The 19551-nt window shown below is 61.0% G+C and carries 23 protein-coding genes and 1 pseudogene; 13 read left to right on the top strand and 11 right to left on the bottom strand.

Annotation, left to right across the window (positions count from 1 at the left end):
* Positions 1–288 precede the first annotated feature (288 nt).
* Both KYT97_RS31170 and KYT97_RS31260 read left to right on the top strand, forming a co-directional pair.
* A complete protein-coding gene (locus KYT97_RS31170; protein ID WP_342393911.1) occupies positions 289–567 on the top strand; it encodes a cyclic-phosphate processing receiver domain-containing protein in 279 nt (92 codons plus the stop codon).
* Positions 568–594: 27 nt separating this feature from the next.
* Positions 595–828: pseudogene (locus tag KYT97_RS31260) on the top strand (GntR family transcriptional regulator); the annotation flags it as partial.
* Positions 829–963: 135 nt separating this feature from the next.
* Here KYT97_RS31260 and KYT97_RS12040 read toward each other — a convergent pair.
* Complete coding sequence (locus KYT97_RS12040; protein ID WP_280639084.1) at positions 964–1776, bottom strand: TIGR00266 family protein; 813 nt, start codon at positions 1774–1776, stop codon at positions 964–966.
* 1083 nt (positions 1777–2859) lie between these two features.
* Between KYT97_RS12040 and KYT97_RS12045 the strand changes: the two genes are divergently transcribed.
* Positions 2860–3210 carry a helix-turn-helix domain-containing protein gene (locus tag KYT97_RS12045; protein WP_245006086.1) on the top strand — a complete coding sequence of 117 codons (351 nt, stop codon included), beginning with the start codon at positions 2860–2862 and terminating at the stop codon, positions 3208–3210.
* 192 nt (positions 3211–3402) lie between these two features.
* Here KYT97_RS12045 and KYT97_RS12050 read toward each other — a convergent pair whose 3' ends face one another.
* Complete coding sequence (locus KYT97_RS12050) at positions 3403–4416, bottom strand: type I phosphomannose isomerase catalytic subunit (RefSeq protein WP_219112353.1); 1014 nt, start codon at positions 4414–4416, stop codon at positions 3403–3405.
* A gap of 137 nt (positions 4417–4553) precedes the next feature.
* Here KYT97_RS12050 and KYT97_RS31265 point away from each other — a divergent pair, with 137 nt between their 5' ends.
* From KYT97_RS31265 to KYT97_RS12065, 4 genes are all read left to right on the top strand, one after another.
* A complete protein-coding gene (locus tag KYT97_RS31265) occupies positions 4554–4910 on the top strand; it encodes an ANTAR domain-containing protein (protein ID WP_425332406.1) in 357 nt (118 codons plus the stop codon).
* 64 nt (positions 4911–4974) lie between these two features.
* The gene (locus KYT97_RS12055) at positions 4975–5751 is read left to right on the top strand and encodes a GAF and ANTAR domain-containing protein (RefSeq protein ID WP_219112355.1); all 777 of its coding nucleotides are present in this window, start codon (positions 4975–4977) and stop codon (positions 5749–5751) included.
* 159 nt (positions 5752–5910) lie between these two features.
* On the top strand, positions 5911–6387 hold the full coding sequence (locus KYT97_RS12060; protein ID WP_051730638.1) for an ATP-binding protein: 477 nt from the start codon (positions 5911–5913) through the stop codon (positions 6385–6387).
* A 289-nt stretch (positions 6388–6676) separates the two neighbouring features.
* The gene (locus tag KYT97_RS12065) at positions 6677–6880 is read left to right on the top strand and encodes a cold-shock protein (RefSeq protein ID WP_003943666.1); all 204 of its coding nucleotides are present in this window, start codon (positions 6677–6679) and stop codon (positions 6878–6880) included.
* A 90-nt stretch (positions 6881–6970) separates the two neighbouring features.
* On the opposite strand, the gene KYT97_RS12070 is transcribed toward KYT97_RS12065, so the two are convergent.
* Complete coding sequence (locus KYT97_RS12070; RefSeq protein ID WP_219112357.1) at positions 6971–7618, bottom strand: HemK2/MTQ2 family protein methyltransferase; 648 nt, start codon at positions 7616–7618, stop codon at positions 6971–6973.
* A gap of 284 nt (positions 7619–7902) precedes the next feature.
* On the opposite strand from KYT97_RS12070, the gene KYT97_RS12075 reads away from it, so the two are divergent.
* From KYT97_RS12075 to KYT97_RS12090, 4 genes are read left to right on the top strand one after another with little or no spacing between them, the layout of a single operon-like run.
* Entirely contained in the window at positions 7903–8601 is a 699-nt protein-coding gene (locus KYT97_RS12075; protein WP_095887966.1) for a glycosyltransferase family 2 protein, read from the top strand.
* Entirely contained in the window at positions 8598–9536 is a 939-nt protein-coding gene (locus KYT97_RS12080; RefSeq protein ID WP_219112359.1) for an acyl-CoA dehydrogenase family protein, read from the top strand. The genes KYT97_RS12075 and KYT97_RS12080 overlap by 4 nt, the downstream gene beginning before the upstream one ends.
* Complete coding sequence (locus KYT97_RS12085) at positions 9530–10288, top strand: PIG-L deacetylase family protein (RefSeq protein WP_219112360.1); 759 nt, start codon at positions 9530–9532, stop codon at positions 10286–10288. Before KYT97_RS12080 ends, KYT97_RS12085 begins: the two co-directional genes overlap by 7 nt.
* Positions 10285–10902 carry a class I SAM-dependent methyltransferase gene (locus KYT97_RS12090; protein ID WP_219112362.1) on the top strand — a complete coding sequence of 206 codons (618 nt, stop codon included), beginning with the start codon at positions 10285–10287 and terminating at the stop codon, positions 10900–10902. Before KYT97_RS12085 ends, KYT97_RS12090 begins: the two co-directional genes overlap by 4 nt.
* Before the next feature lie 11 nt (positions 10903–10913).
* Here KYT97_RS12090 and KYT97_RS12095 read toward each other — a convergent pair whose 3' ends face one another.
* Genes KYT97_RS12095 through KYT97_RS12110 form a run of 4 tightly spaced genes read right to left on the bottom strand, consistent with a single transcriptional unit; the run spans position 10914 to position 14294 of the window.
* A complete protein-coding gene (locus tag KYT97_RS12095; protein ID WP_219112364.1) occupies positions 10914–11792 on the bottom strand; it encodes a DMT family transporter in 879 nt (292 codons plus the stop codon).
* 20 nt (positions 11793–11812) lie between these two features.
* Entirely contained in the window at positions 11813–12007 is a 195-nt protein-coding gene (gene tatA / locus KYT97_RS12100) for a Sec-independent protein translocase subunit TatA (RefSeq protein WP_033235751.1), read from the bottom strand.
* The gene (locus KYT97_RS12105) at positions 12007–12678 is read right to left on the bottom strand and encodes a Rid family hydrolase (RefSeq protein ID WP_045064246.1); all 672 of its coding nucleotides are present in this window, start codon (positions 12676–12678) and stop codon (positions 12007–12009) included. Before KYT97_RS12105 ends, tatA begins: the two co-directional genes overlap by 1 nt.
* A gap of 35 nt (positions 12679–12713) precedes the next feature.
* Positions 12714–14294 (bottom strand): flavin monoamine oxidase family protein, encoded by a 1581-nt coding sequence (locus KYT97_RS12110; protein ID WP_033235753.1) that lies wholly within the window; start codon positions 14292–14294, stop codon positions 12714–12716.
* Positions 14295–14531: 237 nt separating this feature from the next.
* Between KYT97_RS12110 and KYT97_RS12115 the strand changes: the two genes are divergently transcribed.
* The gene (locus KYT97_RS12115; protein ID WP_219112366.1) at positions 14532–16037 is read left to right on the top strand and encodes an APC family permease; all 1506 of its coding nucleotides are present in this window, start codon (positions 14532–14534) and stop codon (positions 16035–16037) included.
* Positions 16037–16789: an IclR family transcriptional regulator gene (locus KYT97_RS12120; protein ID WP_092802675.1), complete on the top strand. Its 753-nt coding sequence runs from the start codon at positions 16037–16039 to the stop codon at positions 16787–16789. Before KYT97_RS12115 ends, KYT97_RS12120 begins: the two co-directional genes overlap by 1 nt.
* A gap of 3 nt (positions 16790–16792) precedes the next feature.
* On the opposite strand, the gene KYT97_RS12125 is transcribed toward KYT97_RS12120, so the two are convergent.
* From KYT97_RS12125 to dcd, 4 genes are read right to left on the bottom strand one after another with little or no spacing between them, the layout of a single operon-like run.
* Entirely contained in the window at positions 16793–18316 is a 1524-nt protein-coding gene (locus KYT97_RS12125; RefSeq protein WP_219112368.1) for a hypothetical protein, read from the bottom strand.
* A 6-nt stretch (positions 18317–18322) separates the two neighbouring features.
* Entirely contained in the window at positions 18323–18505 is a 183-nt protein-coding gene (locus tag KYT97_RS12130; RefSeq protein WP_033235757.1) for a hypothetical protein, read from the bottom strand.
* A 58-nt stretch (positions 18506–18563) separates the two neighbouring features.
* Positions 18564–18848: a hypothetical protein gene (locus tag KYT97_RS12135; protein ID WP_095886885.1), complete on the bottom strand. Its 285-nt coding sequence runs from the start codon at positions 18846–18848 to the stop codon at positions 18564–18566.
* 15 nt (positions 18849–18863) lie between these two features.
* Positions 18864–19433 carry a dCTP deaminase gene (gene dcd, locus KYT97_RS12140; protein ID WP_033235759.1) on the bottom strand — a complete coding sequence of 190 codons (570 nt, stop codon included), beginning with the start codon at positions 19431–19433 and terminating at the stop codon, positions 18864–18866.
* Between the last annotated feature and the right edge of the window lie 118 nt (positions 19434–19551).

Here is a 19551-nt window from a genome sequence, read left to right on the forward strand (position 1 = left end):
CCGGCTTCGCGGTACCCCTGATTCGGCGGAACCACGATGAGGCATCGGTCCTCCGCCGGGTGGTCGTGCTGGCACTGATACTCACGGTCGACGGGGATTCCATACACCGCATCGGCCGAGTCGCCTACCAGGCGTTCAAATGCAGCGCCTATCCGTTTCCACATTCTCGGAATCATCTCATGCTGTCCGGTTTGTTCGCGAGGTACGCAGCCGAGACTAAGGTCTCTGGTCTCGGTGACCATCCGCCCAGAATGTTCACAAGTAAATCAAGTCGACGGCCACGGAGGGATGCGCAATGAACCTCTGGGTCGGCGATTTGCGCACACGCCGGATAGATCGGAGTGGGCCAAGACGAGCGCCGAGGCTATCGCTCGCCTTGAACAGGGCGGGGTGGAGAAACTCTCTTTGGATCAAGACATTGGCGGGGATGACACCACCCGCCCGGCCGTTCTCTGGATGTGCGAAAACGAGGTGTGGCCGCGAGAGATTCGCGTGACTGCGCCGGCCAATACTATTCGCACCGTTGTCCGGCCGACCTGCATGCGCGCCGTTGCCCGGCCGACCTGACCTGGTGGCGGGCTATCCCTACCAAAGGAAACTGAACTAGGCACCTTCCTCGGTGCCAGCCGCACTGTGGTGCGCGAGGCGCAAATGCGTCTGGAGGAAGGCAATTTGATCGTCACCCGCCGTGGCGTCGGAAGATTCGTTACGCAGTCACTGCCGCACGTCGGTCGGGAGGAGTTTCAACCCCTTCGAGCGCCTACTCGCGGAACCTCGACGGAGCGTCGTTGTTCGTCCGTTGGAGTTCAGCATCCAGCACACCACTGACTTCATCTCCAATGGACTATCAATTGATTTCGAAGCCAACACGTGGTTTCCGATATGTGTGCTTAATGTGGACGGGGAACCGATCACCCCTGTTCAGGAGCATCTGTTGGCGGGTAGGCACCTCAGTGACATCAGTCAGTCAATAAGCGACAATTTGCAAGCCACTGGTGGAGTATCGGGAACATTGTTGTCTGGCCTCATCGAGCGTTGCGGCTCAATTTTCAGCTCAGAAATCTGCCGGGTTTCAACTGCGCACTCGGTTGTCATGCGTCTGGTAGTAGCAGTAACCGGTGGTCGCGTCGCGCTCAGCTGTTGTTGGTGTTTTGTGTTGGTGCTGGTCGACGGCAGTCGTGTACGAAGCCAGTCGACGAGATCTGTTGCGCTGCGGGTTTGCATCCAGACTCGGCCTGGTCCGGTGAATTCGGTGACTATGCCCTCGCCGCCGGGGATCATCGACTTCCAACCGCCGGCCTTGCGGATGCGGTATTGGACGGATTCGTCGAACGCGACGACGTGACCGGAGTCGAGTGTCATGGTTTCCTCCACGGTGAGTGTCACCGGCCGGATGGCACCGTAACTGGAGAGCAGGATCTCGCCTGTTCCGCTGCACCGCAACAGAACAAGGCCGGCTCCGCTGAAGAATCCCTTGCTGCCGCCCCATTTCGAGTCGACGTCGATGGTTGCATCGGATGCCAGCCAGCAGCCGGATTGGACGAGGAGCGCGGTCCCTTCGTCGATAGTAGTTTCGACTATGTCGCCCGGCAGTGCGCCGGCGACGCCGACGACACCACCGCGCTCGCTGCTGAAGTCGTTGACGAAGAAGCTTGACCCACCGAGCGAGCGGCGGAGACCTTTCAAGAAGCCTCCTCGGGTCGACGTGGTGATGGAGACGTCGCCTCGCATCATCTGCCATTGCTCCTGCTTCGACGCGGACTGATCCGCCCGCAGGGATACTGATCTCGGCTAATGCGAATGCAGGCCCACAACTAATTTCTGTTTTCATGGGTTCCCGCGATGAGAGTCTTTCTCGGGGTCGACATTGAGCATCACGTTTGATTGGAACTATGTCCAATACAGGTTATTCGACTTCGACCACGCTCGCGGTCTCCCGGCGTGAGGCCAATGCACATCTGGCCCACCCTCGATTTCGTCACCTCGCAGAACAATTTCAGATGCCCCGCGCATTGCGGCTCTACGACCTCGAACACAAGACCAGATATGCGCTTGATCAGCACGGTGCAGGTTCCATGCCAGCCAGCTGGTCAGCTGTGATTCCGCATCAGCCGTTTATACAACGAATATCTACGTCCAGGCAGAACGGGGGACGTAAGTCACGCGATGGCAACCGGCAGCGAAGTGATGCCCGAACCTACAGGCCCGACCATGCGACCTTTGTCGTAGAGGATTCCCCAGATAACTGCAAACACGGTGAAGATACACAGAGCAATGACCAGTCGATTCGTCAGTTGATCTACAGGATCTACACGTCTAACCCGGCGCTTAACCTTCTGTCTCTGGTGTTTCGACATTGAAGAATAGTTTCATATGCCATTTCTTAGGTCCGCGAAGCGTAGGCCTTTCGTCCCGACGACGGTCAGTCCGCCTGCACGAGCTCAGCCCCAACGACTTTGGTCGTAGAGAAGACCGCATGCGACCGCAACTACGGCAAAGATGCACAGTCCGCTAACAAGCAGAGTTTCCAACCGGCCAGTGGGATCAATGCGGGGATCGATGCGCAAGAATTTTCGTCCAGATCGAGAGCTTTTCGTCACCCAGGAATCGTCTCACTCCAACTACCGCGTCGGGTGGTCCAAAAGGCTCGAAACCCGCACGACCAACCGCCCCAGAAACACTCACTATGTACCCCGCATTGGAGCTCGAGCCAAAGGTCTCCGGACTTGCGGTTTTGTAACTAGCCGAATGCGCAGTCGGCCCGAAAATGTTGCCGAGCTGTCGCGCAACCGACTATGTCACACAAACAATCGCAACACCCACTGGTGCACGGACCCACACTCAGGCAATATGTCCGATATGAGCGGTTTCTCTCGATGGGTCGAGCGTCAACTAGAACTTCGCCCTGACCAAGACATCTCCGATGCTGCGCGTGCGCTACAGATCCGACCGTCCGAGTTGAAACGGTGGCTCGGATCGAAGCGCCCGCCCACCCAGGAGACGATGCGCCTGGCTAGTCGCGTCTTCAATGCACCCATCCGGGAGATCCTGATCGCGGCGGAGTACTTGACAGTCGAAGAGGCCTCGCCCGACGGGCTACCAACGTCGGAGCTCAGCACGCAAGAACTATTGGCGGAGCTTTCCCGACGCGAAGACTCCACGATAAAGATCCTGAGCCGCACTGCCGACACTGCAAGTAATGGCTGGTGAGATACCTCTAACCGGGTGTCGACCCGGCGAATACTTGCGCCGGCCCACGATCTGCGGCTGTCATCGTGACCGCGTCACCCGCCCGCAGCCACGCTGCCTCACCACCTGAGATGTCAATCTGGTGATCGCCAGCCCGGATCTTCACCCGACCCGATGGACACAACACCACCGCAGGACCATCTCCGCCGAGCGTCACTTCGTGGTTCCCGTCCAGTTCCCATTGCCGAAGAACGAACTCTGGGACGGGGGCCGGGTAGACGTATTCACTTCCTCGATCGCACGGCTGCGGGTCGAGAACATCCACCGGGATCGGAGTGAAGTCGAGGATCCTCGCAATTCGTCCACATCGATGTGCTTGTTCGTCGGTCCACCGCGGAGAACGTTGTCTGAATTGGCCATGATCTCGACAGCGCTTCCGCCGAGATACGCGTGGAGGTTCCCGTACGCGTGGAGGTTCCCGGCTGGCAGAAAAAGACCTTCCCCCGGTGCCAAGGACACCCGCTTGAGTAAGAGCGACATCAGCACTCCCGGGTCTCCGGGATAGCGGCGAGCCAAGTCGAGTGCGGTCGACAACTCTGCCTCGAACCGGTCGACAATCCGTCCACCCGAGTCCAGCAGCACGGTTGCCCGCTCGATCACCTCGAGCGCCAACCGATCGTGATGTGCGCGCGAGCTACGCATCCAGCGAAGCGCCACCGCCTTCAATTCCGCTGGGCAAGGATTTGCCGCCAGCGATGCGACGTCGTCAGCCACACCGGACAGGTCCAGCGCAATCAGCAGGTTCACCGTCGACACAATGTCGCGAAATCCTGCCAATGCTTCGAATTTTTCCAGTGCAACAACAAGTTCCGGCTTATGCCGGTTATCGCGATAGTTACGATAGCTGGCCGAAAGATCAATTCCGGCAGCATTTTCGCGTGCGAATCCCGTCTTGGCTTGTGCACTGGTGGGATGAGCTTGGAGAGACAACGGCATATGTTGTGCCGCAATGGTTGCCGCTCCAGACCGTTCGTCGACGTCGGACATCGACAGTGCAATTGCAGCCAGATCAGCCAGCGACTGGCCAAACGCGTTATCCCGGGGCGAGAATTCCACGGATCGGCCGTGACCAACAGCAAGTGCACCAAGAGGCCGTTCGGCAAGCCTCAGCGGGGTATCCGCGGCAGGCGCCGAGTCCGGAGCGCGCCGAGGATTGCGCAAACGCATGCCATCTAGGGCTGGCAATCTCGAAGTCGTCGATCATGACCACCGACCCCGTCAATGCGCTCAGCACCACCGGGTTGCGGTGCACCAGATTGCGGTGCGGTTCAAACCCCTCCTCGACGGATTCGCAGACGATCTCGATGCCGATTCAATCCGTGGCCCGCACTCCCCCAAGCGGATTTTTCAATCGCTTTCGCCTCCCCCGTCCGAGAGTCGGAGTCGGCGATGAACCACGCCACCTGGCACCTCCAAAATCGGCTGCAGTACCACTTTTGCCGGACAATCACCGGTGGGTTCGCTCAAGTGCTCTCGAAGCTGCGGCTCGCGATGACAAGCGTGGCAGAGCGGCCGGCGCTCTGCGCGACGCAATCGGGGCGCGAGTCGACGTCGAACGTGCGGTGGGCGTCGTTATGAACCAAAACGATTGTGACGCTTCGGTTGCATTTCGTGAATTGGAAACCCGATCCGCCACAAATTCGGACAATATACTGATGTAGTCCGTCAGATACACGCGTCCATTGATGACGGGCCGGCCTGAGTAACCAGTTGAGCGGGGTAGGCATGAAGGAGCGCTCTGAAGACAACGTCCTCGACAGAGCACTGGGCGAGGACATCGATCCCGGCGAGCTCATCGAGAAACTCGACGCGCTCGTCACCGCATTGTCCGATGTCGCCGCACGCGTAGGTCCAGGCAGCGCAACCGATGCTCTCTTGGAACGCGTATGCGTACGCACTGTGGAGACTATTTCCGGAGCCGACATGGCCGGGGTGACTCTTCTCTCCGAATCCGGGGTCCCCCGGACCGCAGCGAGCACCAACAAAGCCGTCCTGGATGTCGACTTCGAACAGTACGTATCCGGGGAAGGTCCGTGTCTCGAGGCCGCGCGGACGCGATCGGTCGTGCGCGCTACCGTCGCGGATTCCGAACTGCGATGGCCGACCTTCACAGCAAATCTTCGCGGAGCGGGAGTACAGAGTTTCCTGTCCGCCCCCATCTGGATCTACGACCGACACGCTGGAGCACTCAACATCTACAGCCTTGGCGCCCACGGATTCAGCGAAGTGGACGCGTTGATCCTGCGTGTGTACACAACCTCGATCGAGGGGTTACTGCGCGTGTCGAAGGAAATCGAGTTCGCGAAACACGAAATCGCGGGTCTCAACACAGCGATGAAGTCCCGGGCAACCATCGAACAGGCCAAAGGAATCCTGATGGCAATACACGGGTTCGGTTCCGAAAGGGCGTTCGACGTCCTCGTCAAGGAGTCGCAGCGAAAGCAGCAGAAGCTGCATGTCATTGCCGAGGAGATTGTCGAGCGTGCCAAAGCCACAGGGTGAATTTGGACAAAACAAACCAAGGGTACGACTTGCGTCACTTTGCCGAACCATTGGTTTATAACGAATTACACCTGGGTATGCCTCTGTCTGTGGAGCGAAGTAACTATAACCTCGCTTACCCGATTTCAGACCCTACGACACGACCCAGGAGCATAGCCAGTGACAACCTTGCCGACTGATCTGCACGCGGGATCGACAATCCCCACACTCGCCTGTATTCGAGTGCGCGCCGCAGCCGACCAACTCAGCACCCTACGTGGAATGACCTGCAACATCGCCTACAACCACGGGTTCGACGTCGACGGCGTGGCCGACCTCGAACTGGCCATCGACGAAGCAGCCAGCATGCTGATCGCGCTGGCAGCACCAGGTACCGACATCACCTGCACTTTCACAGCCCCGGAGAACGCGCTCCGTATCGCAGTGTCGGCAATCTCGACCGCAGAACAGCCCGCCGGCAAAAGCTCGTTCAGCTGGTTTGTACTCGAGTCGCTCACCGACCACGCTGAACTCGACGTTGTGCGCCAAGGCGCAATTGCCTACATAGGGACCGACGACGCTCCCCGGCGTGATGCAACTAACGCCGCTACCGTGACGGTAACCCTGCAAAAGAACCTTCTTCAGCGCCCCGAGTAACACGTATCGGATGGGTTCTCCACCCGACATCCCGCCTTCGATAACACGCCGAGCGTAAAAAAATCCGCAACATCGCCTATGACGCGCAAACCCCTCAGACACAACTCCACAGCAGGTCAGAGCCACTATTAGGTGAATCGCACCCGTGAGTCGATGTCCTGATTGTCGATACTCGTCAAGGTTTTGTGGAAGTTATCGAAGACAGAAAAAGAAGAGCATGGCAGGATCAAGGGTGAGACCGAACTCTCGATGGGAGGGCTCGGCTCGATGGATCCAGGAGAATTTGGTTATGGCTCAGGGCAGTGTCAAGTGGTTCAACGGTGAAAAGGGCTTCGGATTCATCGAGCAGGAAGGTGGCGGACCGGATGTGTTCGTTCACTACTCGGAGATCCAGGGCAGCGGCTACAAGTCCCTCGACGAGGGCCAGAAGGTCGAGTTCGAGATCGGACAGGGCCAGAAGGGCCCCCAGGCTCAGAACGTTCGCGCCATCTGAGTTCGATCCCCGTCTGACTTCAGACTGAAAAGGCTGGAAGCCCGCACAAGCTGCAGGCATCCAGCCTTTTCTCATGTGTAATCCCGGTCGTCATTTTGTTGCGCGAATGATCACCAGTTGCTCGGTATCCTGATCGGCCGTGATCAACCCGCGCGATTCCAGCATCATCCGGCGCCCAGTCATCACCGGGCCGAACGGAACCGACGCACGCGCCGACACTTCGACAAGCATCCCGAATTCCTCCAGTATCGCCGCGGTTTTGTCGACTCCACAGAGCGCAGACTGGAGCAACAGCAGCGTCCCGCCCGGAGCCACGTGATCGGGCGCGTTCGCCGCGATTCGGTCCAGCACGCTACGTCCGTCTTTTCCCGCGTCCCAGGCACGCGCGATGCCCGCCGTCGGCAGCGCGTCGTCCCACGCTGGGACATACGGCGGATTCGAGATAATCAGATCGAACAACTCGCTGCCCACCGCATCCGTCAGGTCACCGCGGCGTGCGTCGACGCGTTTTCTGCTGACCACAGCATTGAGCCATGTGTTGACCTGCGCGCGCCGGGAGATATCAACCGCTACGACGTGCCCCGCACCGGCGCGCCTCGCGGCAACGGACAGAGCGCCGGTTCCGCAGCACAGATCAAGCACTCTGCTGCCTGCCGTCAACGGCTCGAACAGCAGCGCGTCGCTCAGCAGGGATGTGTCGTGCTGCGGTGGATACACGCCTGGTAACCGCACGATCATGATCGACTCCTCAGTGGGATGGTCAGCGTGAAGTCTTCAATTCGTCGCTGAAGTCGGCTACCCGACGAGGCACATTTTCACACCACCGAAGGACGCGCCAGGCGAGGTGGTTTACCCACTTCCTCGATTCTCCAAACTCGATCGAGACATGTTTCACACAAACATCTTTCGCCTCGCGGGCGGATCGTGGGAAGGGCGCGGATAATTGCGGCCATATGGTTTCCTTGAAAGTCCGCGCCGGAAGAAACACGGCGTGATGCATGGGTGAGGAAAGGATCGTCGCTATGACCATCGACCAGGTTCTTGTAGTAGTCCCCGCCCACAACGAAGCGGTCGACCTCCCGCACTGCATCGACGCGCTGCTCGAGGCCACGCGTCGGATCGATGTTCCCGTTCGGATTGTCACGGTCCTGGACAGCTGCTCCGACCGATCGGGTGAAGTGATCCCGAGCGGCATCGACGTCATTCGAGCACAGCACCACAACGTCGGAAAATCTCGTGCCACCGGATTCTCGACGTTCGGCACCGACAGTCGCACTGCGTCCGCATCGACGTGGTTTGCCACCACCGACGCGGATTCGGTTGTCGGCCCGACATGGCTTGCGCGGCAACTCGAGTACGCGCAGAGCGCGGACGTTGTTGCCGGAACAGTGCGCATCGCCGACTGGGATGATCAACCGTCGTCCGTCCAGCAGCTTTACGAACAGCGGTATCACGCGCATCCGATAGGTCGCCACGGGCACATCCACGGCGCAAACCTCGGCATCCGAGCCGACAAGTATTGGAGCGTAGGAGGATTCTCCCATCTCGAGGAAGGTGAGGACGTCGATCTGGTTCGCCGTCTCAGCGAGGACGGTGCCAGGATCGCGTGGGCACAGGACATTGCAGTCACAACCTCGGCACGCACGGATGGACGCACCCCAGGCGGTTTTGCCGGGCACATACGAGAACTCGGCACCGAGACAGTGGATGTGGCGCGATGACACGACTACAAACGCGTCTGAAAGAAACCGACCTCTACCTGCCCCTGCCGGGCAGCGGCGCAACGGCAGCACGATGGAATGCCCTCGCCGAACTCGCCCGCGAAAATGTCGTGCTCGGCCGAATGGCGGAGGCGCACACCGACGCGGTTGCGATACTGGCGGAACTGGACGGACCGGAACCCGAACCTGGGCAACTGTGGGGCGTGTGGGCAGCTGAGCCACCGCAGCCCGTGGTGAATGCCTCGGAGCACGTGGGTATCTGGACGCTCACCGGACGTAAGTTGTGGTGCTCGGGAGCAAGTATCTGCACGCACGCTCTGGTCACCGCACTGATCGACGGCACACCCTCGCTGTTTGCCGTCGAACTCGGGTTGCCCGGCGTACATCCGGTCCCCGGTTCGTGGAAAGCAGTCGGCATGGCCGAAAGTGATTCCAGTGCAGTGGACTTCGACGGCGTCCCGGCAATTCCCGTCGGCAACATCGGAGATTATCTGACCCGGCCGGGTTTCTGGCACGGGGCAATCGGGGTGGCGGCATGTTGGTACGGCGCCGCCTGCGGTGTCGCCGACGCGTTGAGGAACAAGGCAGCGCATTCCGAAGACCCTTACATCCTGGCCCATTTCGGGGCTGTTGATGCCGCGTTGACGGCCGCTCGCTACACCCTCGACGCCGCCGCAGCCGAAATCGACGACGATCCTCTCGACAAGAACGGAAGGGCACAAAAGCGAGCACTGGCAGCCCGATCGATCGTGGAACGGGCTGCTACCGAAACCCTCGATCGAGTCGGGCGGGCTCTGGGAGCCGCACCCCTATGCCTGGACGGCGACCATGCTGCCCGCGTTGCCGATCTCACCGTCTACCTTCGGCAAAGTCATGCCGAGAAGGATCTCGCTCAGCTCGGCCGCCTGACGGCACAAGGATCATCGACATGGTGAACTCGAAACTGTTCGCGCAGAAGCCCGTCGACGACGGCGGCACACCGGAATCCGTGTGGCAGCAGTGGCAGCGCCCTTTCCCAGAGCTCGATCTCTCGGCGTGTAAGCGTCTGGTCATCGTGGCACCTCATCCGGATGACGAGATTCTGGGCCTCGGCGGAACAGCGCTGATGGCGACGCGTTCGGGCATCGACGTTCAGATCGTCTCGGTCACCGACGGCGGCGCTTCACACCCCGGTTCTCCCACCCTCACGAGAACTGAACTCGAACAGCGTCGACGGGTCGAGTCTGTCCGAGCGGCAGAGGAACTCGGTACCCCCGTCCCGGTCCGGTTGATGCTGCCTGACGGAGACATCCGCACGCACAGCAACGAGCTAGCCGAGCGACTCCACGAGATTCTCGCCGAAGCACCGGACGGAACCTGGTGCGCCTCGACCTGGCGCGGCGACGGCCATCCCGACCACGAGGCAACGGGAACTGCGGCAGCGCAGGCGTGCGCCGACACCGGTGCTCGCCTGATCGAGTACCCCGTCTGGACGTGGCATTGGGCAACTCCGGAACACCCGAGCGTTCCGTGGGATCGCCTGCACACCATCACCCTGCCTGCCGATGTGCGTCAAGCAAAAACCTCTGCGGTGCAACAGTTCACCACCCAGATTTTGCCGCTCTCCGATCATCCCGCCGACCAACCGATACTCCCGCCACACGCCCTCGCCCGGCTGCTGCGCACCTATGAGACCGTATTCGTATGAGTGATCCGCAACTTCCACCCGACTACTTCGACAAGATGTACGCAGCTCAGTCGGATCCGTGGGACTTCGAAACACGCTGGTACGAAAAAAGAAAATACGCACTCACCACCGCAATGCTGCCCAAGCCCCGATACCGCTCCGCCTTCGAACCCGGATGTTCCATCGGGGTCCTCACCAAAATGTTGGCGGATCGTTGCGACGCGGTGATCGCCACCGACATCGTGCCGTCAGCGCTCGAAACTGCCCGTCGACGACTCTCCGGGCACAACGTCGAGTTCAGGGAATGGGCCCTGGGCGACGACACCTGGCCGGACGCCACCTTCGACCTCATCGTGCTCAGCGAGATCGGCTACTACCTCAGCGTCGAGAAGCTCACCGAGGCGATGGGTCGTACCGTCGAACACCTCGAACCCGGTGGCACGCTGGTGTGCGCCCATTGGCGTCACATCGTGCCCGAGTATCCGCAGGCCGGCGACGGCGTTCACTCGCTGGTGCGGCAGACTCCCGGCCTCGCGCAGCTGGCGACGTATCAGGACGAAGATGTCGTGATCGACGTACTCGTCAAGGACTCACGGCCTCCGCAGTCTGTGGCCAGGGCAGAGGGCCTCGTCTGACGCCGGAGCTTTCAACGAACCTTCTGCGGCACCGAAACCGCGCTGTCAGCCGCATTGCGGGCCAAAGCAACGGTCGCCGCAACCATGGCAACAACGGCGAGTGCAAGAACCGCGGCCACCTTACGATCCGCATCGAGGTATTCGCCGAGAACCACAAACCCGAGCAGCGACGCGATTACCGGCTCCATGATTGTTGTCGCCGGCAGCGACGCTTGTAGATCCCCCGCTTGAAAAGCTGACTGCTGCACCGAAGTCGCGACCGCTGCAACCGCGACAAGTGCATAGAACTCGAAGGACGTAAGAACGGCTGAAGGTCCGAGCGTCACAAGGTGCACAACACCTTTGGTGAGCACTGCAGCAACTCCGAACAGTGAGCCGCCTGCAATTCCGAGGAGCAATGCCCTCGCCGATCCCGTGCGTCGATGTGCTCCGAAAAGACACAGCGCGACAAACGGCAGCCCGATCAGCGTGATCATGACCCAATGGTGCGTTTCCGCTCGCGGTTGCCCCGGCCGCGGATCACCGACGATGATCAGCACCGCCACCGACGTGGTGAGCGCCGCCGCCCACAACCACTCCCGCGCGCTGATCGTGCGCCCACTGAATCTTGCGCCGAGTGGGAGCGCGAACAGCAGGGACAACACCAGAAGCGGCTGCACCAGCAGCAGCGATCCCAAGCCGAGCGCGGCAGCTTGAAGTGCGTAACCCACCATCCCGACGATCGTGCCCAGCCACCAGATCGGACTGTGCACGAGCGTCGTGATCGGTCCGAGTGCGCCGATTGAATCATCCGGGACCACTGCTGCGGTGCGCTGGCGAACTACTGTGCCGATCGCGATACAGATCGCTGCACCGATGGCAAACAACACTGCGAGGAAAGTGTGGGACACCTCGTCAGCCTCGCACAGGATCAGTACTTTTTGCTCGGCGCCAACTCGGAATCGAGTGCAAGATCGGTATCGGCCTGCAGTTCACCGACCTCGGACTTGAGAATCCTCATCGACCGCCCCAGCCCGCGGGCCGCGTCCGGCAGCTTCTTGGAACCGAACAACACCAGCAGCACTACCGCGACGATGGCCCAGTGGGTCGGGCTGAGCGCGCCCATCAGGCGGGTTCCTTACCCTCGGGGTACACCGCGTCGACCTCTACCTCGACCAGCCAGCCGGCAACCGGCAGTCCGGCAACTTCAAGCGCGAAGCGAGTGGGGCGAGCGCTGTTTCGTTCGATCGGAGCGATGGGTGCCGCAGTTCCCATCGGAACCAACTCCGTCTCACCGGAGTCGAGGTTCGTGTTGGCAAAGAACTGACGGTAAGCGCGGTTCCAGCCGGTGTAATCGGCCTTGTCCGAGCCCGGAGCGTTGTCGAGGAAGACGCGCATCGTGACTACGTCTTCGAGTGTCAGTCCCTGAGCTTCGAGGTTGTCACGAATCTTCTTGAGCACGTTGATGCCCTGAGCCTCGGTGACTGTCACCCCGGCCGGCAGCACGCCGCCGGAGAACTGTGAGTCGATGTACGACTCGGGAGATCCTTCTGGTGCGGCTTTGTTTCCGGCCGACGGTCCGATGCCACTGGTCTTGTAGACCGCTGTATCAGCGCCGATGGCCACACCCTGTGCGATCATCGGATTGGCCTGTCCGGCTTCGAGAACCGACCTCGAGATGAAGGAACTGGTGGCGGTTTCCGCCTCGGCCGTTTCGGACGAGCACGCGGTCGCGGTGCCGAGCAGCACGGACGCGGCAAACGCTGCGGCAACAACTTTGGTGGTACGAGATTTCATGGTGACTCCTCGGAAGTGGTGATGGGTAGTTGGTGCTAGGCGCCCTGCGCGACGCGCTGGTGCAGGTGGGTGACAACGTCCTGCGCCGACGTGAAAGCGCCGTGCTGCCAGGCAATTGCGTTGGAGAGGTGATCACCGGCGAAGTAGATGCGGTCGACGGGCTCGAGCAGTTTCGTGTATTCGGGAGTTGCCATGCCGCCGTGCGAATCTCCCGCTCCGGCCCATGATGCCCAGGCCGACTCCGAGTACTTGGTACGACGCCAGCTGCCCGAGAAGGAGGACGAGATATCGCGGGTGTACTTCTCGCCGTGGATCTCCGAGCCTTCGGCGATGGCCTTGGCGAGGCGCTGCTTGTGCGTCAGGGATTCGAAAGCCTGCTGACGCTTACCCGAACTGTAGTACGCGACAACAATTCCGCGGTCGGAGTTGTAGTGGTCGTACGGGAACATGATCTGCGAGATATCGCGGTCTGTGTTGGATGCGCCGCCGTAGATCCGGTCTTCGGTCTCCCACCAACGACGCGAGTACTCGATGCCGAGCTTGCCGGACGACGACGGCTTTGCTCCCTCGAGAGCGAGGAGGATGTCGGAGGGCAGGTTGTTGTTCAGGCGCTTGATCAGGTGCGGCGGAATGGTGCAGATGGCGTAGTCGGCGGTGATCGACTTGGCCTTGCCGTCCACGACGTAGTCGACGGTGACTCCTTCGGGAACGTTCTTCATTCCGCTGACCTCGGCACCGAACTCGATGTTCTCCATGCCGATCTTGTCCTGGAACTTGTAGTAGATCCGGTCCATCCCGCCGACGGGGGTCATCATGGTCATGGCCTGGTCGTAGCCGAACTCGAAGGAGAACGCGCGTCCGATACCGCCCTGGATGACATCGCTCATCCCGAAGGGTTCGATCTCGGTGCCGAAGTTCAAACCGGCACCCGGTTCGACGGAGTGCCCGCGGCGCGACGACCCCACGTAGCGTCCGTCACTGCCCAGATCGCCGAAGTCCTTGAGGAACGACGACAGCGCTTCCTTGTCTTCCTTCGTGAGAACCTCGTCGAGAGCGCCCTGGTTGGTTGCCTTCTGCAGCAACTCGGACATGTAGCCGTAGGTGTCAGCCTTTGCGGCGCGGTACGTGATCGACTGATTGGCAAGGGGCTTGCTGCCGGTGTAGTTCACGAGCGTGTTGGCATTCTGGTTGCCGAACATCTGCAGCTCGACCCCCAACTCGCGGCAGTAGTCGATGGTGTTGTGATTCTGCGGGATTCGAGTGGCACCCAGGTTGTAGAAGTGGCCCTCGGAGAACGTGCAGGTCTGGGTCTCGCCGTTGAGATCCGTCTCCTCCGTCCCGTTACGAATCGACCACACTCGTCCACCCGGACGGGTGCGGGCTTCGAGGACGGTGACCTTGTATCCGGCCTTCTGCAGCTCGTACGCCGAGCACAGACCGGCGGGGCCACCGCCCAGGATGACAACAGAATGACTGCCCTTGACCTGTCCGATCAGGTCACCCGCTGCCGGTGCCTGAAAACGTCGCGGCGACGCCGATGCTGCCGGCGCCAAACCGATGGACCCCATGGCTCCCAGCGCCAGGCCCGCGCCGCCGGTGAGTCCCAGACTGCGCATGAAAGATCTACGTGTGTACGACATTCAAGCTCCCAAGTGTGCGCCCGGCGACCCGGGTTGTTGGTGTGGAAACAACAATGGCTCGGCGATGGGTCGAGAACTTGTCGCGCAGGAAACAGTCCGTGGGAATCGAGTGAGAATCAACCGCCGCACCGACAGGTGCTCTCTCAGCCGGGTGCGATCAGGGGACTCACGTAGGAAACTTCTCCGTTACAGAAGTGCATTAGCGTCCCGCGCATGTCCGCACTCACCGAGGCCATCGCGCGATCGTTCACCACGCGCGAGAAGCAACCACCCGCGCGCTCACCGCTGCGCGCACTCGGGCGTCGCCAACTCTCGGGCGCCGAAGTACTGGCACAGTCGGTGGCAACCACAGCACCGGCTGTCTCGATGGTTGTGCTGCCGGTCACCATGCTGACACACGGCCACCTTCTGAGCGGGATGATCACGATCATTGTCGCGACCGTGCTGGTCACCTTGATCGCGTTCTGCATCTCCCAATTCACCAGACGGATGGCAGCATCGGGCGGACTTCACAGTTTTGCCTTTCGCGGGCTCGGCACCCGGGCCGCTATCACCACGGGCATAGCCATACTCGTCAAATATGTCGGCAGCGCGGTGATGACCCTGTATCACGGTGGGCTGGCGGTCATTACGCTGCTCGGGTTCGCCGGCATACGCGTCCACGGCACATTTCAGCTGATCGCCCTGTACACCGTGCTCGCCGCACTCATCCTTGCGTGCCTGCTCCGGAGCGTCAGATTTGCAGCACTCGCAATCCTCGTGGCCGAAAGCTGTTCCCTGCTCTTCATAGTCGCGCTCATGCTGATCGGCGGAGATCAGCACGCACAGATCATTCCGTCCACGTCCGGCCACGGACTACTGATCACCGCACTCGCCGCACTCTTTGCGCTCGCCGGATTCGAGAGCGCCGCCTTCTTCGGACCCGAAGCCCGTCGCCCACTGGTAACCGTGACGCGCACAGTCCTTTTCACTCCGATGATCTGCGGTGGCCTCTTCATCTTTGCCGGCTGGGCCGCCTGGACCGGACGCAGCGACACCCTCGTCAACGCCTATCTGCACGGAACTTCGACCGGCGTCAGCCCAGCCGTGGTGATCGCGCTCAACATCGGAATGGGCTGCTCGTGGCTGGCGTCGTCGATGGCGTCGTCGAACGCCGCGTCGCGCCTGCTCTACTCATTTGGTGTGGAGCGACTCCTCCCCCGCGCTTTTGCGCACGTACACAGCGCCTTCCGCACCCCGAGTGTCGCGTTGAGCGTCGTTGTTGCCACCGTGCTGGTCGGCGGTGGCACGTTCGCCGTGATCGGACGAGGCGTGTTCTTCGAAGATCTGCGCCTCACGGTGCGGGCAGCCGTGATTGTCGCCTACGCGCTGGTCGCGATCAGTTCCGTCGTATTCCTCACGCGCATCGGCGAAGACACACCCCGCGTACTTGCCGCAGCGTCCTGTGGCAGTGGTGCGGGCGCAGTTGTCCTCGGATACCTGGTGTACGCGAACATCGTTGATCACACGTACATCGCACCGATCGCAGTGCTGGTGATACTCAGTTCGGGCACACTATGGCAGTTCTATCTGCGTCGTCGCAGCCCTCAAAGCCTCCTGCACATCGGTGCCTTCGATCAGCCCGAAACCGAGGACGTACTTCCCGGCGCCGGAGTTTTCGGCACCGATGCCGCCGGCAATATCGTGCTGGTAGGCGAATCCGCTGCCGGTCCGCGCTGATGGTCGGTCGCCCGCGAGATCTCGGTGGACATGAACCGAGAGCAGTCCAGCGTGCATTGGCACTGCTCGAATCCGCAGCGCAACTCGGTTCCGGCGCCACCGCCAAGGACATTGCGGCGCTGGCCGGCATTCCTCCTGCGACCGCATACCGATTGCTCAACATCCTTGTCGCCGACGGCTACCTGGTCCGGATCGCGGATCTCTCCGGATTTGCACTCGGCCGACGCACCCGCGAATTAGCTGGAGCTGCTGCCGAACCCACCCCCGTGGACAACTCCGTACTTCTCGAAGAACTACGCGAACAAGTGCGCTACGGCGTGTATCTCGCGTCGTACGACAAGGGAAAGGTCCGGCTGATCGACCGCGACCCCGATCACGAACTCAGCGGCGAGCGCACCCTCGTGAGCGCGCTGCATGCGTCTGCCATCGGAAAACTGTTGTTATCTTCGCGGCCCGAACTGGCAGCCTCACCGCTCAAGAAGATCACCGCGCACACCATCACCGACGCCGACCACCTCGAACTCGAACTCTCCCGCATCAGACGCGGTGAGCCGGCGCGGGAGGTCGACGAGATTCGCATCGGCCGCTCAGCGCTCGCCGTGCCGATCAGCGACGGTCAGAACGGTGTTGTGGGCTCGCTTGCCGCTATCGGCCCGACCGGCAGATTGTCCACCGAGGACACCGGACTGGAAGCTTTGCTCCGCGACTATGCCGGCCGGATGGTCTCTCCATCATTGTGCCGAGCGAGCTGATCATCACAGCCCGAAGATTCGTTTCACGAAACCGAGGTGTTCGTCTGCCCACCCGATGAGTCCGAGCGTCTGATCCAGATTCTGCGGCGGAGTGCGCACCAGCGTGTCTCGTCTGACGAGGCGATCAAAATCGACCGTCGGGGAATCGAACTGCACACCGGCGCCGGCCATGATGTTCATCAACTCTTGGGCCAGAACCCCATAGGCCGCCGTGGTCGGATGAACGCCGTCCAGAGAGAACAATCCACCCGACGCTCGGCCGCCCATACCGTCCGCGGCCAGGAATCGTGAATCCGGCACGGGTGCAAGATCAGTCAATGCCTTGGGCAGTGGGTACGGCGTCCACCACGACGGTCTTGCGTTGACGTCGTCGACATACCGCCTCGATGCGACGCGCTCGAGTAGCCCCGCGACGTCGAAGAGGTGCCAGTCCTTGCCCACCCGGCGTGCACTCGCTACCGCCCGCTCGATCCCCGTGTTGTACAGGTCGATCGCCGTATCAACACTCCACGCCTGCGCTCCCGTGATGTGCTGATCGCGTCGTGGATCGAAGTCTGCGTCACGCACCCACGGCCGGGCGTAGTACGGAAAATATCGTGACCCTGTCTCGACTTTGCCACCCAACCCCCGCGCGATCGGGGCGATTGTCACGTGCGGCACTGTGCACAGGATGACGTGCTGAGCGTTGATCTTTCGGATAGCGGCAAGCACCTCGGCGTACTCCTGGGCAAAGTGATCGGGCTGCCACACTGTGTAATCCCGTTTGCCATCCGGGTCCCGAAACTTGTTGCCACTCCACTGCACTCGCAGGTCGGTCACGGTCCGCAGCGCATTGTTCGCCCCGAGAAACACGACCAAGGTTTCGATGCACTCCTTGCCCAGTTCGGCTGCCGCGTCGAACACCGTCATCTTCTTCTCTGCATCGGACCCTCGCGGCAGCACTCGCAATGCCGTCCGCTCGCCGTTGTTCTCGACAATCTGGCTGAGCAGATCGTCGTGTGGTTGATGCAGTGCCGCTTCACAACTCGCAGCGGTTTTCGTCAGAGCGTCGCGCACATCCCACCCATACACCGACAGGTTGTGATTGATTGCCGAGAACGTCGGCGCGACGCTACCCGGGCCACGCTCCCAGTAGTCCTCGACCTGATCCATGAATCCGCGCGCCGCGAACAATGCCAGCGGAATCTCCCACACGTCCGTCGAAGTTCCAAAGCGCTCTTCCAGTGTGCGCAGCAACAATTCGATGTTCAGCGGTAGCCCACCCGGGCCGCCGTAACGCGGGAATCGGAAGCTATCGAACCAGCCGAGTTGCCACGCGATGATCGACGGATACGACAGGTCCGTATTGAAGACCGCTCCACTCTGAAACCCTTGTGAGAGAGAATCTCCGATCACCACCAAGCGGTGGCCGACCGGCCCGGCGGCCGGAACTACCAGAATACCGAGTGTGGAATCAAATTTCGGAACGCGCGGACCTGCTGCCGCAGCCTCGACCACATCGGCCGGAGTGTCGGACGGCAGTTCCATGGCCGATCACTTCTCGGTCTCGGGATCGGTTTCCGTTTCGATCGACCTGGCCAGCTCGGCAGACCAGTCCTGATCGCGGATTTCGAAATCAGCGCGGTCGCGTCGGGCGATGGCTTTACCCCAAATAATGGCGATAGGCACGGCGCAGGCCACCCAGAGGATCAGTCCGCCGACAACAATCCACCACATAACCTGCAATTATGCCCGGTTTGGGGGAGATTCCCCATAGCTGACGTCTATCTGCCTGCTATCGCCGTCCGAAACGATTCCCGCGCCTGCGATTACCCGCCACAAACCATCCCCGTGCCGCAATACCGAACGCCACGAATGAGAACAGATCCGACACGGTGAGGCCGTTCTCCGGAGTCAGCGACCACAACACTTGCCCTTCGAGCGGGCCGTTGAGGAGCAGCCACATCAGCGCGGCAAACGCGGTGGCGATCGCGCTGATCCGCGAAGGCTTGACCAAACACACCGTGCTCGTCACAAACAGCAAGTTCATGAAGACCATGCCGTAGAACAACGCGGTCATACGTGCGGACTTCCGTCAGCCCCGGTTGAAGTTCAGGTACGCCTTCGACGGCGTCGGACCGCGCTGCCCCTGGTACTTGGAACCGGCCTCGGAACTTCCGTACGGAAACTCTGCAGCGCTCGACAGCTTGAGCAGACAGAGCTGACCGATCTTCATTCCCGGCCACAGCGTGATCGGGAGATTCGCGACATTCGACAGTTCCAACGTGATGTGGCCACTGAATCCCGGATCGATGAAACCAGCAGTCGAGTGCGTCAGCAGACCCAGACGGCCCAAGCTCGACTTACCTTCCAAGCGTCCGGCAAGGTCGTTGGGCAGCGAGCACACTTCGAGCGTCGAACCGAGGACAAACTCACCGGGGTGCAGCACAAAAGGCTCACCCTCCGCGGGCTCCACCAGGCTCGTCAGCTCGTCCTGGCGCTGCGCCGGATCGATATGCGTGTATCGCGTGTTGTTGAAAACCCGAAACAAACCGTCCAGGCGCACATCGACGCTCGACGGTTGGACCATCGAATCGTCGAACGGGTCGATTCCCAGGCGTCCAACGGCAATTTCGGCACGGATGTCACGATCGGAGAGCAGCACAGGTAGAGGTTACCGGGTCGCCACTTCAGCACAGACCAATCACCAGGCAGATCACACAATGCTGTGACGAACAGCTCGGGTTCTTGTGTCGCGAGAAATCGAGTGTAAGCACTCGTTA

This window comes from Rhodococcus globerulus (assembly GCF_019334125.1).
GTDB classification, from domain to species: Bacteria; Actinomycetota; Actinomycetes; order Mycobacteriales; family Mycobacteriaceae; genus Rhodococcus_F; species Rhodococcus_F globerula.

Bases quoted from the DNA above. Each gene is read 5' to 3' on its own strand.
- KYT97_RS31170 (WP_342393911.1), top strand. From the start codon at position 289: ATGCGCAATGAACCTCTGGGTCGGCGATTTGCGCACACGCCGGATAGA.
- KYT97_RS12045 (WP_245006086.1), top strand. From the start codon at position 2,860: ATGAGCGGTTTCTCTCGATGGGTCGAGCGTCAACTAGAACTTCGCCCT.
- KYT97_RS12050 (WP_219112353.1), bottom strand. From the start codon at position 4,416: ATGCGTTTGCGCAATCCTCGGCGCGCTCCGGACTCGGCGCCTGCCGCG.
- KYT97_RS31265 (WP_425332406.1), top strand. From the start codon at position 4,554: ATGCCGATTCAATCCGTGGCCCGCACTCCCCCAAGCGGATTTTTCAAT.
- KYT97_RS12055 (WP_219112355.1), top strand. From the start codon at position 4,975: ATGAAGGAGCGCTCTGAAGACAACGTCCTCGACAGAGCACTGGGCGAG.
- KYT97_RS12065 (WP_003943666.1), top strand. From the start codon at position 6,677: ATGGCTCAGGGCAGTGTCAAGTGGTTCAACGGTGAAAAGGGCTTCGGA.
- KYT97_RS12070 (WP_219112357.1), bottom strand. From the start codon at position 7,618: ATGATCGTGCGGTTACCAGGCGTGTATCCACCGCAGCACGACACATCC.
- KYT97_RS12075 (WP_095887966.1), top strand. From the start codon at position 7,903: ATGACCATCGACCAGGTTCTTGTAGTAGTCCCCGCCCACAACGAAGCG.
- KYT97_RS12080 (WP_219112359.1), top strand. From the start codon at position 8,598: ATGACACGACTACAAACGCGTCTGAAAGAAACCGACCTCTACCTGCCC.
- KYT97_RS12085 (WP_219112360.1), top strand. From the start codon at position 9,530: ATGGTGAACTCGAAACTGTTCGCGCAGAAGCCCGTCGACGACGGCGGC.
- KYT97_RS12090 (WP_219112362.1), top strand. From the start codon at position 10,285: ATGAGTGATCCGCAACTTCCACCCGACTACTTCGACAAGATGTACGCA.
- tatA (WP_033235751.1), bottom strand. From the start codon at position 12,007: ATGGGCGCGCTCAGCCCGACCCACTGGGCCATCGTCGCGGTAGTGCTG.
- KYT97_RS12105 (WP_045064246.1), bottom strand. From the start codon at position 12,678: ATGAAATCTCGTACCACCAAAGTTGTTGCCGCAGCGTTTGCCGCGTCC.
- KYT97_RS12110 (WP_033235753.1), bottom strand. From the start codon at position 14,294: ATGCGCAGTCTGGGACTCACCGGCGGCGCGGGCCTGGCGCTGGGAGCC.
- KYT97_RS12115 (WP_219112366.1), top strand. From the start codon at position 14,532: ATGTCCGCACTCACCGAGGCCATCGCGCGATCGTTCACCACGCGCGAG.
- KYT97_RS12120 (WP_092802675.1), top strand. From the start codon at position 16,037: ATGGTCGGTCGCCCGCGAGATCTCGGTGGACATGAACCGAGAGCAGTC.
- KYT97_RS12125 (WP_219112368.1), bottom strand. From the start codon at position 18,316: ATGGAACTGCCGTCCGACACTCCGGCCGATGTGGTCGAGGCTGCGGCA.
- KYT97_RS12130 (WP_033235757.1), bottom strand. From the start codon at position 18,505: ATGTGGTGGATTGTTGTCGGCGGACTGATCCTCTGGGTGGCCTGCGCC.
- KYT97_RS12135 (WP_095886885.1), bottom strand. From the start codon at position 18,848: ATGACCGCGTTGTTCTACGGCATGGTCTTCATGAACTTGCTGTTTGTG.